General features: G+C 62.2%; 12 protein-coding genes. 9 read left to right on the top strand and 3 right to left on the bottom strand.

The genetic code is table 11. The features are described from left to right. The first annotated feature begins 140 nt into the window (after nt 1–140). Nucleotides 141–2018 carry a cobaltochelatase subunit CobT gene (gene cobT, locus N7U68_RS05110; RefSeq protein ID WP_263048448.1) on the top strand — a complete coding sequence of 626 codons (1878 nt, stop codon included), beginning with the start codon at nt 141–143 and terminating at the stop codon, nt 2016–2018. Between the two features lie 6 nt (nt 2019–2024). Here the strand turns inward: cobT and N7U68_RS05115 are convergent, their stop codons facing one another. Beyond that, nucleotides 2025–2846, bottom strand: coding sequence for a methyltransferase domain-containing protein (locus N7U68_RS05115; protein ID WP_263048449.1), 822 nt, complete (start codon nt 2844–2846; stop codon nt 2025–2027). A 139-nt stretch (nt 2847–2985) separates the two neighbouring features. Here N7U68_RS05115 and N7U68_RS05120 point away from each other — a divergent pair, with 139 nt between their 5' ends. The 4 genes from N7U68_RS05120 to N7U68_RS05135 all read left to right on the top strand — a co-directional run bounded on the left by N7U68_RS05120 (nt 2986) and on the right by N7U68_RS05135 (nt 6958). After that, nucleotides 2986–4812: an aminopeptidase P family protein gene (locus N7U68_RS05120; protein WP_263048450.1), complete on the top strand. Its 1827-nt coding sequence runs from the start codon at nt 2986–2988 to the stop codon at nt 4810–4812. 64 nt (nt 4813–4876) lie between these two features. Then, nucleotides 4877–5218: a DUF427 domain-containing protein gene (locus N7U68_RS05125; protein ID WP_165191847.1), complete on the top strand. Its 342-nt coding sequence runs from the start codon at nt 4877–4879 to the stop codon at nt 5216–5218. A gap of 26 nt (nt 5219–5244) precedes the next feature. Beyond that, entirely contained in the window at nt 5245–6093 is an 849-nt protein-coding gene (locus tag N7U68_RS05130) for a serine protease (RefSeq protein ID WP_263048451.1), read from the top strand. Between the two features lie 115 nt (nt 6094–6208). Then, entirely contained in the window at nt 6209–6958 is a 750-nt protein-coding gene (locus N7U68_RS05135) for a SpoIIAA family protein (protein WP_263048452.1), read from the top strand. Between the two features lie 85 nt (nt 6959–7043). Here the strand turns inward: N7U68_RS05135 and N7U68_RS05140 are convergent, their stop codons facing one another. Next, nucleotides 7044–8732, bottom strand: coding sequence for a chloride channel protein (locus N7U68_RS05140; protein WP_263048453.1), 1689 nt, complete (start codon nt 8730–8732; stop codon nt 7044–7046). 84 nt (nt 8733–8816) lie between these two features. On the opposite strand from N7U68_RS05140, the gene N7U68_RS05145 reads away from it, so the two are divergent. Continuing rightward, nucleotides 8817–10193: an FAD-binding oxidoreductase gene (locus tag N7U68_RS05145; protein WP_263048454.1), complete on the top strand. Its 1377-nt coding sequence runs from the start codon at nt 8817–8819 to the stop codon at nt 10191–10193. Between the two features lie 4 nt (nt 10194–10197). Here the strand turns inward: N7U68_RS05145 and N7U68_RS05150 are convergent, their stop codons facing one another. Beyond that, on the bottom strand, nt 10198–10770 hold the full coding sequence (locus N7U68_RS05150) for a hypothetical protein (protein WP_263048455.1): 573 nt from the start codon (nt 10768–10770) through the stop codon (nt 10198–10200). 181 nt (nt 10771–10951) lie between these two features. On the opposite strand from N7U68_RS05150, the gene N7U68_RS05155 reads away from it, so the two are divergent. Genes N7U68_RS05155 through N7U68_RS05165 form a run of 3 tightly spaced genes read left to right on the top strand, consistent with a single transcriptional unit; the run spans nt 10952 to nt 12624 of the window. Further along, nucleotides 10952–11389 carry a tellurite resistance TerB family protein gene (locus tag N7U68_RS05155; RefSeq protein ID WP_165191841.1) on the top strand — a complete coding sequence of 146 codons (438 nt, stop codon included), beginning with the start codon at nt 10952–10954 and terminating at the stop codon, nt 11387–11389. 39 nt (nt 11390–11428) lie between these two features. Beyond that, nucleotides 11429–11866 carry a tellurite resistance TerB family protein gene (locus N7U68_RS05160; RefSeq protein WP_165191840.1) on the top strand — a complete coding sequence of 146 codons (438 nt, stop codon included), beginning with the start codon at nt 11429–11431 and terminating at the stop codon, nt 11864–11866. Beyond that, complete coding sequence (locus tag N7U68_RS05165; RefSeq protein WP_263048456.1) at nt 11863–12624, top strand: phosphate/phosphite/phosphonate ABC transporter substrate-binding protein; 762 nt, start codon at nt 11863–11865, stop codon at nt 12622–12624. The genes N7U68_RS05160 and N7U68_RS05165 overlap by 4 nt, the downstream gene beginning before the upstream one ends. Nucleotides 12625–12653 lie beyond the last annotated feature (29 nt).

Consider the following 12653-nt stretch of genomic DNA (forward strand, 5'->3'; position numbering starts at 1 on the left):
ATGCGAACAGTGCAGGAATAATACCCGGCGCGGGCTCAAGGCCGCAGGCCGATGACCGCGTGAAATAACGCGGATATCTCGTTATCGAAAACCCGATTAACCACTTGCCTCCACCGCCTCCCTGCCCCATTTTCAAACCCATGAACAAACCCACCGATAACCCCGCCGATCCGTTCAAGAAGGCCCTCGCCGAGGCGACCAAGGTCATGGCGAATGACACCGACCTGTCGGTGACCTATTCGATGGACCCCTCGGGCGTCAGCGGTGACGCGATGCGTCTGCCGCAGGTCAGCCGCCGGATGACCCGCGACGAAGTAATGCACGCGCGCGGGACGGCGGATGCGCTGGCGCTGAAACACAAGTATCACGACACCGGGACCCATGCGCGGTATTGCCCGCCGGGCGATATGGCCCGCGATCTGTATGAGGCGATGGAAACCGCACGCTGCGAGGCAGTGGGCGCGCGCACGATGCCGGGCACGGCCAGCAACATCGACCACAAGATCGCCGCAGAAGCACAGCGGCTGGGATTCGAGCAGATCACCGATGCCGCCGATGCGCCGCTGGCCACCGCTGCGGGCTATCTGATCCGTCACCTTGCCACCGGGCGCGACATGCCCGCAGGTGCGCAGAACATCATGGAACTGCGGCGCGGCTTTATCGAGGCGCAAGCGGGTGGCACGCTGGAGACCCTTCAGGATACGCTGGCCGATCAGACGCAGTTTGCCAAATTCGCCCGTCAGATCATCGACGATCTGGGCTATGGCGATCAGCTGGGCGATGACCCCGACGCGCTGGACGATGATCAGGACGACGAGGCCGAGGACAACGGCGAAGAACAGGAAGAGCCTGACAGCACCGGACAGGATGATAGCGAAAACGAGGAGTCTGACGCCGATCCGGAGCAGTCTCAGGACGAGCAGCAGGATGCGTCTCAGGCGCAGGTCAGCATGGACGACATGGCCGACGAGGACATGGGCGAGGAAACTGAGCTGCCCGATGGCGAGGCCCCGCTGGAGCCGCCCGCCCCGCAGCCGATTTCCGATGCGGACCCCGATTATCTGGTCTACTCGACCGAACATGACGAAGAAATACATGCCGAGGATCTGGCCGAGCCGGTCGAGCTGGAACGCCTGCGCGCCTATCTTGATCAGCAGTTGGAGCCGCTCAAGGGCGCGGTGAGCCGTCTGGCGAACAAGCTGCAACGCCGCCTGCAAGCGCAGCAAAACCGGTCATGGGAATTCGATCTGGAAGAAGGCATTCTGGACGCCGGGCGTCTGGCACGGGTTGTGGCCAGCCCGACGACACCGCTCAGCTTCAAGGTGGAGAAGGATACCGAGTTTCGCGATACGGTCGTGACGCTGCTGCTGGACAATTCCGGCTCGATGCGGGGACGGCCGATCAGCATCGCGGCGATCTGTGCCGATGTTCTGGCGCGCACGCTGGAACGGTGCAGCGTCAAGGTGGAAATCCTCGGGTTCACCACCCGCGCATGGAAAGGTGGGCAGAGCCGCGAGGCGTGGCTGGCCGAAGGGCGACCCCAACTGCCCGGTCGGCTGAACGATCTGCGCCATATCATCTATAAATCCGCCGACAGCCCGATGCGCCGGACACGTCAGAACCTTGGCCTGATGATGAAAGAGGGGCTGCTGAAGGAGAACATCGACGGCGAGGCGCTGGAATGGGCGCACCGGCGGATGATGGCCCGACGCGAAGCACGCAAAATCCTGATGGTGATCAGCGACGGCGCGCCGGTGGATGACAGCACGCTGAGCGTCAATCCGGCCAACTATCTGGAAAAACATCTGCGCGACGTGATCGCCATGGTGGAAAAGCGCCGGGCGGTCGAATTGCTGGCCATCGGCATTGGCCATGACGTCACGCGCTACTACGACCGCGCCGTGACGATCACGGATGTGGATCAGCTGGCCGGCGCGATGACTGAGCAACTGGCGGCGCTGTTTGACAGCGATCCCCGCGCCCGCGCGCGCGTGATGGGCATGCGCCGGGTCGGTTGATCGTCACTACGCCGTGGCCGCGATCAGCACGGCGGGCACTGGCACAGTCCAAGGGCCTGCATCGCCGCACAGCGCCTTGATCCGATCGACGATCGCCGTACGGATCGCTGCCTTGGCCGCGTCCGGTTGTGGCCTGAGCAACGCCCCGCCACGCACGGTGCCCTGAAGAAAGTAATCGAACACATCGCCGGGATCGTCCATTTGCCAGACGGCAGGAATGATGGTGCGCGTTACCGCCGAAAATCCGGCGTTATTGAGCGCAGTTTCCGCCACATCCGCATCTGCGAATTCATGGGTTGCCGGGCCCGACGGCAGGGCAACGGATGGATCGCCATGGGCCGCAATCGCACCAAAGACGATGGGAAATGCCGATACCGGATCATCGCCCCGCCAAACGGTATAGGCAAACCGCCCGCCGGAACGCAGAACGCGGTGCGCCTCGGCAAAGGCGCGGTCAGGATAGGGGATATGCGGCACGCCAAAGCCGATGGTCACGGCATCGAATGAGTCTGCCTCGAACGGCAGCGCCATCGCATCACCCTGAACGAACCGCGCCTCTGGCACTGCCGCGCGCGCCATGTCCAGCATGGCGTCAGAGAAATCGAGCCCCGTCACGTCCGCGCCTGCCCGCATCAGGCCGCGCGCCACGTTGCCGTGTCCGCAACACAGATCCAGTGCGCGTATGCCCGGCCGGGCGCGCACCGCGTCCACCATGCCCGGCACGCATTGCGTCGCCGCGGTGGCGAAATGCGCGGCATAATCTGCGGCGGTGGCCGGATCGGACCAACCGGCCTCTTCCAGCCGATGGAAGGCGTCAAAATCGGACATGGTACAGCTCCGTGGTTGCGGTCGCATCCTCAGCATAACATATCTGTACAGACACAGCTGCATCCCGTGGCAAGGGCTGGTCATTTCCGCCCGTCTACGCGAAAACGGCCAAACGCGCATTTCGAGAAAGGTCCGCCCGATGTTTCAGTCGTTCCAAGACAAGGCCAACCCAGAGCAAGGCCCTGCCCGCCTTGCCATGTTGCGCGACGCGATGGCGCGTGCCGGGCTTGACGGGTTTCTGGTGCCGCGCGCGGATGCACATCAGGGTGAATATGTGGCACCCGGCGACGAACGGCTGGCATGGTTGACCGGATTCACCGGATCGGCGGGCTTTGCCGCGATCACGGCAGAGCGGGCGGGCGTTTTTGTCGATGGGCGTTACCGCACTCAGGTCCGGGTGCAAACCGATCCGACAGCGTTTCAGCCGGTGGACTGGCCCGAGACGAAGCTGGCCGAATGGCTGACCGAGACGCTGACCGGCGGCGGGCGCGTGGGTTATGACACATGGCTGCACACACCAACCGAGATTGGCGCGCTGACCGAGGCGCTGGCCGCGACCGGGATCACGCTGGTTCCATCGGCCAATCTGGTCGATGCGATCTGGACGGATCGCCCCGGCCCGCCGATGGGGCAGATCACCGCCTATCCCGACGATCTGGCAGGTGAGACGACCGCGGACAAGCGCACGCGTCTGGCCGCCAGCCTGCGTGCGGATGGGGCGCGTGCAGCGGTCCTAAGCCTGCCCGACAGCATCGCATGGCTGCTGAACATCCGGGGCGCGGATATTCCACGCAACCCGGTCGCACATGGCTTTGCCATTTTGCATGATGACGGGCGCACGCAGCTATTTGTAAATCCGGCCAAGCTGGAAAGCTTGCCTGCCAGTTGCAACGCCGATGGCGTCAGCGCCCATTCCGATACGGAATTGGTCACTTCGCTGGCGCAGCTTACCGGGCCGGTGCGGCTGGATAAATCCAGCATACCTGTGGCAATTGCCGATATTCTGGCCGATGCCGGGATCCCCCATCAGTACGGGCCGGAGCCGTGCACATTACCCAAGGCGCGCAAAAATGCCGCGCAACTGGATGCAACCCGCGCGGCCCATCTGCGCGACGGCGCGGCGGTCTGCGAGGCATTGGCATGGCTCGATGCACAGGCCCCCGGCAGCGTGACCGAAATCGACGTGGTCACACATCTGGAGGAATGCCGTCGCACGGTTGGCGCGCGTCTGGACGGCGACACCGGCGCGCTGCTGGACATCAGCTTTGACACCATCGCGGGCAGTGGGCCGAATGGCGCGCTGGCACATTACCGGGTGTCTGAGGTATCGAACCGGGTGTTGCAGGACGGGGATCTGTTGGTTCTGGACAGCGGCGGGCAATATATTGACGGCACGACCGACATTACCCGCACAGTGCCGATCGGCGATCCCGGCCCAGACGAACGCGCGGCCTTTACCCGAGTGCTACAAGGCATGATCGCGATCAGCCGGTTGCGCTGGCCCGCGGGCTTGTCGGGCCGGGATCTGGACCCGATCGCACGTTATCCGTTGTGGCTGGCGGATCAGGACTACAACCACGGCACCGGGCATGGCATCGGCGTTTTTCTATGTGTCCATGAGGGCCCCCAGCGCATCAGCCGGATCAGCGAAGTGCCGCTGGAGCCGGGGATGATCGTATCAAACGAACCGGGTTATTACCGCGAGGGTGCCTTTGGCATCCGGATCGAGAATATCGTCGTCGTGCAGGACGCCGAGCCGCTGGAAGGTGCCGATTTTACCGGCAAGCTGAGTTTCGAGACGCTGAACTATGTGCCCATCGACCGGCGGCTGATCGACGTGGATCGGCTGAGCGGTGATGAACGGGACTGGCTGGATGATTACCACATGATTTGCGCCGAGCGCATCGGTCCGCATCTGGAAGGTGATGCACAGGCATGGCTGGAAGAGGCAACGCGTCCGTTGTGACATAAACGTGGTGAACGCGCGGTATTGTGGTTAGGGTTATCGACGACAAAGAAGGAACAACCACATGCCGCATATCAAGATCCGCAAGGCGCAAGGGACTTGGGTCGTCCGCGCTGGCGGGGCCGTTCTGGCCGAAACCGCCAACGCGCTGGAGTTGAACGAGGGCGACCACCCTGCCGTCATCTACTTTCCGCGCAGCGATGTTGCGATGGCGTTTCTCGATATCAGTGACCAGACCACCCGTAGCCCGCACAAGGGGCAGGCCAATTATTACAACATCGTCACCAAAAGCCATACATTGGAAAATGCTGGCTGGAGCTATGAAGACCCGAAACCGGATGTCGCAGCCATCAAGGGTTATCTGGCATTTCATTCCAGCGACACGGTGACAGTCGAGGGTATCTGACATCAAATCAAAAGGTGACATTGTAAATGGTGATTTTCAAACAAGCACATTCATCCACGACCACGGCACCTGACTTGGCGGAGGTGCGTCGATCCGCGCCCGTCATGTGTATTGTCGCAGGAGTCTCGGCACTGCTGGCTGGCGGGTTCGCGAGCATTGAGGCGGCCCATGCCGGCGGCATTGAGAACGTCGGCAGCGTCGCGGACGCACCGTGGCAGGTAGGAATATGGCACAAGGGGATGGGCAACCATCTTTGTGGCGGTGCATTGATCGCGCCAGATTGGGTTCTGACTGCCGCCAACTGCACAGCCGACGACGTCGCCCCGATGGACCAAATCGAAATCGTTGCCGGGACGACCGACCTGCGCAACGGCGGCGAGCGTCTGGGTATCGCAGAAATTATTCCGCACCCGAATCATGACGCCGACAACCAGCGCAACAACATCGCACTGGTGCGGCTTGCCACGCCCAGCACATTGGGTACGCCGGTGTCGCTGCCCGAGATCGGCAGCATCACAGACGCGGGCACCGTGCTGAGCGTGACCGGTTGGGGTTCCGCCAAAACGACGACCGAGGGCGACGTCACCCGCGCGATGAAGCGCATTGATCTGCCTGCGGTGTCGACAGCGCGCTGCAATGAACCACAAAGTTATGATGGGCTGGTTTCCGACGACATGCTGTGTGCTGGCTTTGAGCAGGGCGGCATTGACGCCTGTGCTGGCTTTGGCGGCAGCCCCGCCGTTCACAAGCAGGATGGTCAGGTCGAGGTGGTCGGTATCGTCAGCTGGGGTCTGGGCTGTGGTCAGCCCGACAAGTTCGGCGTCTACACCAGAGTGTCTGCCTTCACGGATTGGATCACATCAACGCTTCATTGATGCGCCAGCGACATTCCACCTGAAAATATGCGCCATGCAACATTTTGTTCAGAACTTACTGAACCAAATGTGCTGTTCGGCGTTGGTGGGATGTAACTTGGAAGGAGATGAAGAAATGTTCGACCTCAAACAGCAAGACAACCTGCTGATCGTCACCCTCTCGGGCAAGGTCACAGCCGATGAAGTGACGGCGTTCTATGATCATTTCAATACTGTCATCGCTGATATCGACCGTATCGGTATGGTGATTGATGTGACCGGTTTCGACGATATGACCGGTGATGCCATCGCGCGGGATATTCCGCTCGAGCTTGGCCTGATGGACCAGATGGGCAAATTTCCAAAGGCGGCTGTCGTGTCAGACAAGGAATTCATCGCGGCGGCGGCTCATGCGTTGAACCCGCTGGTTCCGGTAATCGACATCCGCGTGTTCCGTGCAAACGACATGCAGGCAGCCAAGGAGTTTGCCACGGACCTGCCGCCGAAAAAGCCCAAGGGCAAGGGCATCTATATGATGGACAAGTCCACGCCCGAAGTCATGGCCTTTGAGATTGACGGATATATGGACGATGACGAGATGGAAACCGTCAGCAAGGACGTGCTCGCCCGTCTGGAGAGTGGCAAGGAATTTAGCGCCTTGGTCAAGATCAAGTCCTTTGGCGGGTTCGATCCGGGCATCCTGACCCAAGGTTCGTTCTATCAGATGAAGTTCGGCTCGATCAAAAACCTGAAGAAATATGCCATTGTGACAGATGAAACGTGGATGAAACCGCTGCTCGGCTTTGCCGGATCGGTCTCGGGCGTAGAGATGAAGCGTTTCTCGCTGGCGGAAGAACAGGCCGCCTGGGACTGGGTGCGCAGCTAGGGTCAGGTCGAGGCGGTAGCGCCCCGCTGCCTGCGCCGGGACGTCCTATGTCAAACCGACAGTCTCGGCGCGGCACCTGAACCGCTCAGCTGTGTTCTTCCTGACTGACGGCGGCCAGCGCGTTATTGAATGCCTTGAGCGCATCGACATGAAACAGCGCGCCCAACAGTTCTGGCGGCGCACCTTCGCCCGCGAGCGAAACGACCGGAATATACAGAACGCCCGTACGATCAAAGATCGGCATTGCCGCCTCTAGCGTGGCGTTGCGGTCGATATAGATACCGTCCTCGATCATTTCCCAACAGGCCTCGGCGGGCGCAGCACGTTCATGTTCGATGTCGCGCATCAGCGTGGCAACGCGGGTCATCGACAGCAGATATGCCTGCGGCCCCGCCGCCAGATGGGTGCCGCGCCGTTCCAGCAGCGTCAGGAAAAACGAGCGATCCACCAACCGACTGGCCAGCGCAGTGGACATTGATACCGCAACCATCACCGCGAGGCCGGTCTGCCAGTCGCCGGTCATCTCGAACACGATGAGCGTCGTCGAGATCGGTGCACCCAGCACCGCCGCCGCCACCGCGCCCATCCCCGCCAGCGCATAGAGCGTGTGCGCCCCGGATACTTCGGGAAAGATCGCCGTGGCGATGAGGCCGAATGCCAGCCCGGTCAGCGCGCCGACCATCAGCGACGGCGAGAACATACCGCCGCCCATACGCCCGCCAAAGGTGATCGCGACCGCCGTGACCTTGAGAACCGCAAAAACGATGGCCTCGTGCAGGATCAACTGGCCGGTCAGCGCGGCACTTGTCGTCTCGTAGCCGACGCCGATGATATGCGGGAACCAGATCGCCAGCGCCCCCAGTGCCGCGCCCGAGAACGCAGGCCGCAACCAACGGGGCAAACCCACGGCGCGCTGCATTTCGTCGCCGATATCCTCGGCAAAGAACACGGCGTACATCAGCACCGTTGCGACAACACCACAAATCAGCCCCAGCAGCAGGAAGGCCGGCAATTCCTGATAGAATTCCAGCGCGGTGGACACGGGCAGCGTAAATTCGGTGATGTCACCGAATTCCAGCCGGTTGATCACTGTGCCCGCGACCGAGGCAATCACGATGGGCGCAAAGGCGTGGACCGCGAAATGCCGCAACACCACTTCGAGTGCAAAGAGCGCACCGGCAATCGGCGCGTTGAAGCTGGCGGACACGGCGGCCGCCACAGCGCAACCCAGCAGGTCGCGGCCGGTGATGCCGTTGGCATTGATGCGATTGCTGACCCAGCTGGACACCACCCCCGCCAGATGCACCACCGGGCCTTCGCGCCCCGAAGAGCCCCCGGTGCCCAGCGTGACCATGGAAGCCGCCGCCGAGGCCAGCCCGGCGCGTATTTCGACCCGGCCGTTGTTCATGGCCGCGCCTTCGATCACATCCGCAACCGAACGCACCCGCGCATCGGGGGTGAAATTATGCAGGATGAGGCCAACCACCAGCCCGCCGCAGATCGGCACGATCAGCAGCCAGTACCACGACAATCCCGATGCATAGCTGTGCAGCAACGTCGGATCGTCATTGCCGTAAACGATCATCTGTAACCAGCTGATCCCCTTGCGGAAAAAAAGCGCGGCAAAGCCTGCCCCGATCCCGATGATCAGCGCGATCACCCAGAACTGGAACTGGCTGGGACCGCGCGTCAGCATCACGCGCCATGCTTGTCGCAGCGCCCCCATCAGGGCGGTGACGTATTCGGATAGCTGAGATTTCTCTGGCTCGGTCATGCCGCTTTCACGTTCGTGTCTGCCGCGGCCTTTCGCGTCGTCGCGTCATGCTTTAGTCTGCCGCTCGCGCGGGGAGGATGATGCATGGCCGTGAACGAGGCAATTACCGCACTAGAGACCTTACTAGGCGAACGCTGTGTCCGGTCCAAGTCCGATCTGGACTTGCATGGCCGTTCTGAATCGCATTTTCCGCTCGCCCCACCGGATGCTGTTGCCTACCCGGAAACCACGCAGGAGGTGGCGCAGATCGTGCAAATCTGCGCACAACACCGCGTGCCGGTGATTGGTTGGGGCACTGGCACCTCGCTGGAGGGACAGGCACAGGCGTTTCTAGGTGGGGTTTGCGTGGATTTCAGCCGCATGAACGCCGTCGTCGCCATAAACACCGAGGACATGGATGTGCAGGTACAGCCCGGCCTGACGCGCGAGGCACTGAACAACGAACTGCGCGCCACTGGCCTGTTCTTTCCGGTCGATCCAGGGGCCAATGCCTCGCTTGGGGGGATGGCCTCTACCCGTGCGAGTGGCACGACGGCGGTGCGCTATGGTACGATGCGCGACAATGTGATGGGGTTGGAGGTGGTCACGTCGGACGGACGTATCATCCGCACTGGCACACGAGCGCGCAAATCGTCCTCGGGTTATGATCTGACCGGGCTTTTTGTCGGGGCCGAGGGGACTTTGGGCCTGATTACCGAGCTGACGTTGCGGCTGCATGGCCAACCTGAGGCGATCTCGGCCGCGGTCTGTGCCTTTGACGACGTGGGCGGCGCGGTGAGCGCGGTAATGGATACGATCCAGATGGGCCTGCCGATGGCGCGGATCGAGCTGATGGATGTGGCATCCGTGCGCGCGGTCAACAGCTATTCAAACATGGCGTTGCCCGAGAAGCCGCATCTGCTGCTGGAGTTTCACGGATCAGACAGCGGTGTTGCCGAATGTTCAGAGGTCTTTGGCGAGATCGCGCAGGGGCATGGCGGATCGGGATTTGACTGGGCGACCCGTGCCGAGGACCGCAACGCGCTGTGGACGATGCGGCACAATGCCTACTACGCCATCCTTGCCGCGCGCCCCGGTGCGCGGGCGGTGGTCACGGATATCTGCGTGCCGATATCAAAGTTGGCGCAGGCGGTAGAAGAAACCGCTGATGATTTGGCCGCGAACGGCGTGCAGGGGCCGATCCTGGGCCATGTGGGCGATGGTAATTTCCATGCGATCTTGCTGATTGACGCCGACAATGCGACCGAAGTTAAAGCCGCCGAAGCCGCATCCGCGCGGATGGTTGAACGTGCGCTCGCTCTGGGCGGTACGGCCACCGGCGAGCACGGGATCGGGATCGGCAAACTAGGCTACATGATCGCCGAACACGGGCAGGCATGGAATATGATGGGCGCAATCAAGTCCGCGCTGGATCCGCAGAACATTATGAACCCCGGCAAGCTGGTGCCGCCGCGCAACTGATCCGCTACTTTGGCAGGTGTGGTTCCAGTGACCTGCCCGCGTGTATCTGCGCGGCAAACCAGCGGTGAACCCTGCCCTTTTGCACGCGTGCAGTGCAACGCGCACTACGACGACCCGCCATATCGGGCATATCCGCCAGAAGCGTGGAGACAATCATTTCATCCAGCACCCAGCGCCCACTGACACCGCGTTTGCGGTCGTTCTGCTGGCGGGTGACCCATTGGCGCAGCCGTGGCGCGTCAACCTTGGCCGCATGTGGCGACACCGAGTAAAACCCGCAATTCACCCGTAGGCAAATATTGTCCAACAGCCGCGCTGCCGGATGAAAAACCTCTGGCACATCGCGTTTTTGCAGGTGGTTGAAGCGTTCAGGCGTGCCGTTGAAAAACCCGGTAAGCGCACAGGCCAGATCAATACCCTTTTGCGCCATGGCCCAGCCCAGTACCGGCTCTGGGAAGAGATCCCAGTCGTAATTGCGCACCAGATCGTCCAACGCGATGGGCGACGCCGCCCGAACCACTTTCAGATGCGCGGCCTCGTCCAGCCGTGTCCAGTCGTGCCGATTCCATGCATACATTACACACATCTCCAGTCCCGGTGAGGCAGGTCGGATGTGCCACACAGATCAAAATCACTACGACGGCAATCTGGACCAGCACCATGCGCATTTTTTGGAGCAAATGTGGCACCTTCGCGGCGTTTCACAAAACACGCTGAAATCGCTTGGCCCGCCGCCCAGACACAGATAGTCTGCGGCAATGCTCACCCGTATTTTGAATCTCTTCAAAGGCCACGAGCCTGACCCGCTGCCCGAACCTGATGCCCGACTGGCGCTAGGTGCGCTGATGGTGCGCGTGGCCAAATCCGACAGTGATTACCGGTTCGAGGAAATCAGCCTGATCGACCGGTTGCTGGCCCAGATGAACGGGCTGAACCCGGTAGAGGCCGCCAAAATGCGCGCGACCTGCGAAAAGATCGAAGCCGCAGCACCGGGCACCAAGAAATTCGCCCTGTTGATCCGCGAAACCGTCAGTTTCGAGGCCCGGTTAGAGGCGCATGAGGCGTTGTGGCAGGTGATGCTGGCTGATGGCGACAGTAACGATGCCGAACTGGCCGTGGTCACACAGGTACGCGAGGCACTGGGGCTGACCGAGGCCGATTGCGACGAGGCACGCGCACGGGTCGCCGCGAAATAAGCGTTTGGCGCGGGCCCGCGCCCGGCCTATATCTGCGGTATGATTGCTGATTTTCTCAAGCGCCTTGCCGCCCCGCAAACCGAACCCATTGACCAAACCGATGCACGGCTCGCACTGTCCGCCCTGCTGGTGCGCGTGGCGCGCACCGATGGCGACTATGCCACCAACGAGATCGCGCGCATCGACCGGATATTGGCCGCACGCTATAATCTGGACACCAGTGCCGCGCAGGCATTGCGCGCCGAGGCCGAGGCGGTCGAGGCCAGCGCGCCTGACACCGTCCGTTTTACCCGCGCGATCAAGGATGCCGTGGCCTACGAGGACCGCTTGGCTGTGATCGAGGCACTGTGGCAGGTCGCACTGGCCGATGGAGAGCGCGACGCCGAGGAGGACGCCATCGTGCGGATGGTCTCGAGCTTCCTTGGTGTCAACGACCGCGACAGCGCATTGGCCCGGCAGCGGGTTGCGCAGGCGTGATCGCCAGCCTGCCGATGTATGACCGCCCTGAAACGCGCGCAGCTAATGACGCGCTCTGGGCCGGGATTCGCGCGCAGCTATCTGAAGCGGCACCGCCAACACTGACCCGTGGCGGCGATCTGTGGAAACAATGGCAAAATCCCGATCTGATCCTGTCGCAAACCTGCGGTTATCCCTACCGCTCGCGCCTGCACGGGCAGGTACAGTTGGTTGGATCGCCGGTACATGACCTGCCGGGTTGCCCGCCGGGGCACTACAATTCGGTGATCATCGCGCGCGTGGATGATCCGCGCGCTGATCCCACTGATTTCGCCGATGCCCCTTTTGCTTATAACGAGGCGCTGTCGCAATCGGGCTGGGCCGCACCGCAGAACTACGCCGCCGCGCACGGCTTTCGGTTCTGCAATCCGGTGCAGAGCGGCGGACATATCGCCTCGGCCCGTGCCGTGGCCGAAGGCCGCGCCGACATCGCGGCGATTGACGCGCTGACATGGCTGCTGATCACGCGGCATGACGCATTCGCCGCCGGGCTGAGGGAAATCACCCGCACGCCGCCGACGCCCATCCTGCCCTATATCACAGCACACGGGCGCGACGCGGACGCGCTGGCCGGGGTGGTGTCATCCGCCATCGCCGCCCTGCCCGCGTTGCACCGCGAGACGCTGGCGCTGACCGGCCTTGCGCGCATTCCCGCCGCGCACTACCTGAGCGTGCCCAATCCGCCGCCGCCCGCGCCGGATACGCCCGTTTTGGACTGACCTTGCGTCAATTCGGACGAATTGCGCCG

Origin of the sequence: Roseovarius pelagicus (assembly GCF_025639885.1) — a bacterium.
Taxonomy (GTDB): domain Bacteria; phylum Pseudomonadota; class Alphaproteobacteria; order Rhodobacterales; family Rhodobacteraceae; genus Roseovarius; species Roseovarius pelagicus.

Excerpts from the sequence above, each read along its gene's own strand:
- cobT (WP_263048448.1), top strand. The coding sequence starts at position 141 with ATGAACAAACCCACCGATAACCCCGCCGATCCGTTCAAGAAGGCCCTC.
- N7U68_RS05115 (WP_263048449.1), bottom strand. The coding sequence starts at position 2,846 with ATGTCCGATTTTGACGCCTTCCATCGGCTGGAAGAGGCCGGTTGGTCC.
- N7U68_RS05120 (WP_263048450.1), top strand. The coding sequence starts at position 2,986 with ATGTTTCAGTCGTTCCAAGACAAGGCCAACCCAGAGCAAGGCCCTGCC.
- N7U68_RS05125 (WP_165191847.1), top strand. The coding sequence starts at position 4,877 with ATGCCGCATATCAAGATCCGCAAGGCGCAAGGGACTTGGGTCGTCCGC.
- N7U68_RS05130 (WP_263048451.1), top strand. The coding sequence starts at position 5,245 with ATGGTGATTTTCAAACAAGCACATTCATCCACGACCACGGCACCTGAC.
- N7U68_RS05135 (WP_263048452.1), top strand. The coding sequence starts at position 6,209 with ATGTTCGACCTCAAACAGCAAGACAACCTGCTGATCGTCACCCTCTCG.
- N7U68_RS05140 (WP_263048453.1), bottom strand. The coding sequence starts at position 8,732 with ATGACCGAGCCAGAGAAATCTCAGCTATCCGAATACGTCACCGCCCTG.
- N7U68_RS05145 (WP_263048454.1), top strand. The coding sequence starts at position 8,817 with ATGGCCGTGAACGAGGCAATTACCGCACTAGAGACCTTACTAGGCGAA.
- N7U68_RS05150 (WP_263048455.1), bottom strand. The coding sequence starts at position 10,770 with ATGTATGCATGGAATCGGCACGACTGGACACGGCTGGACGAGGCCGCG.
- N7U68_RS05155 (WP_165191841.1), top strand. The coding sequence starts at position 10,952 with ATGCTCACCCGTATTTTGAATCTCTTCAAAGGCCACGAGCCTGACCCG.
- N7U68_RS05160 (WP_165191840.1), top strand. The coding sequence starts at position 11,429 with ATGATTGCTGATTTTCTCAAGCGCCTTGCCGCCCCGCAAACCGAACCC.